Below are 2,344 nucleotides of genomic sequence, written 5' to 3'. Positions count from 1 at the left end.
TTTTCTATAGAAAACTGCGCAGCGTAGCTGCGATTTTTGATATGCCGCCTCTAGGGCGACGAACACATCTTTCGATGTGAGTGCGTCAATGTTAGCACTGAATTTTCGAAAAACCCAATGGTCGGTCTTTCTAAACTTGTACTCCGGTGCCAAGCGGGGTAGACTGGTTGCGTTTGGCAATATGCCTGTGACAGTCAGATCTGAGGATTTATCTTGTCGTTAGGTTTCTGTCGCAACTTGTAGCTGGGTAAGTCGTTGATTGGTAAGGAATTTTGGGATTTTCTTAAGTTGCGGTTTGTAAGAATTTGGTTGTTTTGCTGAAAGATTTCAGCAAAATACCTTCGCCGAAGTGCCCAACCCGCTTAACCCGCCGAGCGGCTGCACCTTCCACCCGCGCTGCCCGCAGGTCATGGACATCTGCAAGCTTGAACGGCCGCCGCTGCGCGACTTCAAAGGCATTAAGATCGCTTGTCACGCGGTGGTGTGAAGGGGCGACGCGCGCCAGACTTTGCCCTTCAACCCTGCGCCCGTTCCGGGCGCACAATAAAAAAACCCACCGTGTCGCCACGGTGGGTTTTTTGTTTCTGAATCTCAAGCCGTATTGCGCCAGCGTCTGATTAAAAAGAGTGAGTCAGCTGAACGCGCTATGTGGTGGCTGATGTCGTTGCATCAGCTTTTTTCCCCTGCACTTGGAGTTCAAAGTCAGTGGGCTTGCTCAGTGCGTACTGAGCAGACAAGTCATAACCGATGGCTTTATTTGCAAAGTCATCGTTGTAGCGGGTGGCTTAGATCATGCCCAATGTGAAGGCTCAGAAACGAGTAGCCACGCTGAAGCCGTCAGGGTTTTTACCTCCGTCGGAGCCGTTTGTAAAGTGGCGGCACCACCAGCAGCAGCGCCGACACAGCCATCAAACTGCCCGACAAGGGGCGGGTGAAGAAGGTGGACCATTCACCTTGGCTGATGGTCAGCGCTTGGCGCATGGACTGCTCTGCCATGGGGGCCAGGATCAGGCCGACGATGAGGGGCGCCGCGGGAAAGTCAAACCGGCGCATCAAGTAACCCAGCAGACCAAACACAAACAGCAGGCCCACATTGAACACCGAGTTGCCAGCGCCATAAACGCCCGCGGTGGAGATGACGATGATGCCCGCATAGAGCCAGGGCGGCGGGATCTTGAGCAACTTGACCCAAAGGCTGACCAAGGGCAGGTTCAAGATCAGCAAGATCACGTTGCCAATGTAGAGACTGGCGATCAGGGTCCAGACCAGGCCGCCTTGCTGGCTGAAGAGCTGTGGCCCGGTTTGGATGCCGTAGCCCTCAAAGGCCGACAGCATGATGGCGGCAGTGGCTGAGGTGGGGATGCCCAAGGTGAGCAAGGGCATGAGCACACCAGCTGCAGCGGCGTTGTTGGCAGCCTCGGGGCCGGCCACGCCTTCGATGGCACCGTGGCCAAATTCTTCCGGGTACTTGGTGAGTTTTTTCTCGGTGTAATAAGACAGCAAGGTGGGCAGCTCGGCACCGCCCGCAGGCATGGCACCGATGGGGAAGCCATAAAAAGCGCCGCGCAACCAGGCTTTCCATGATCGGGCCCAGTCGCTTTTGCTCATCCACAAGCTTCCAGAGACTTTCATGACTTCGCCGGTCTTGGTCTCGCGCCCTTGCCAAGCCAGGTAAAGCGCCTCACCCACCGCAAACAGGCCCACGGCAGCCACGGTGACTTCGATGCCATCGAGCAGTTCAGGGCGGCCAAAGGTGAAGCGCGGTTGGCCGGTTTGCAGGTCCAGACCGATCATGCCCATGAGCAGGCCCAGGCTCAGCGCCACCAGGCCGCGCAGCATCGAGTTGCCCAGCACGGCCGACACCGCCACCAGCGACAGCACCATGAGGCTGAAATATTCGGCCGGGCCAAAGGCCAGCGCGGCATTGACCACCAGCGGGGCAAAAAAGGTGAGGGCCAGTGTGCCAATGGTGCCGGCCACAAAACTGCCAATGGCGGCCGTGGCCAAGGCCTGCCCGGCCCTGCCGCGTCGGGCCATTTTGTTGCCCTCCAGGGCGGTGACCACCGCCGCCGATTCGCCGGGGGTGTTGAGCAAGATGGAGGTGGTGGAGCCACCATAGGCCGCACCGTAGTAAATGCCCGCGAACATCACAAACATGCTGGTGGCGGGGACGTGGTAGGTCAGCGGCAGGAGCAAAGCGATGGTCAGCGCTGGACCAATGCCCGGCAACACACCCACCAAGGTGCCCACAAAGCAGCCGATGAAGCCCCACATCAAGGTGTTGGGTTGCAAGGCAATGGCAAAGCCACCCATCAGCGCGTCAAAAGATTCCATGGGGTATCCG

Annotated in this window: 1 protein-coding gene and 1 pseudogene; one reads left to right on the top strand and one right to left on the bottom strand. The window is 57.9% G+C overall.

The window, feature by feature from the left end; translation table 11 throughout:
• Positions 1–346: 346 nt before the first annotated feature.
• Positions 347–487, top strand: a pseudogene (locus Q0341_RS09950) (oligopeptide/dipeptide ABC transporter ATP-binding protein); the annotation flags it as partial.
• A gap of 359 nt (positions 488–846) precedes the next feature.
• Here the strand turns inward: Q0341_RS09950 and Q0341_RS09945 are convergent.
• Positions 847–2,334: a tripartite tricarboxylate transporter permease gene (locus tag Q0341_RS09945; protein WP_299512718.1), complete on the bottom strand. Its 1,488-nt coding sequence runs from the start codon at positions 2,332–2,334 to the stop codon at positions 847–849.
• Between the last annotated feature and the right edge of the window lie 10 nt (positions 2,335–2,344).

Source organism: uncultured Limnohabitans sp., assembly GCF_937889215.1.
GTDB lineage: Bacteria > Pseudomonadota > Gammaproteobacteria > Burkholderiales > Burkholderiaceae_C > Limnohabitans_A.
This window is presented reverse-complemented; position numbering and strand designations above follow the sequence as displayed.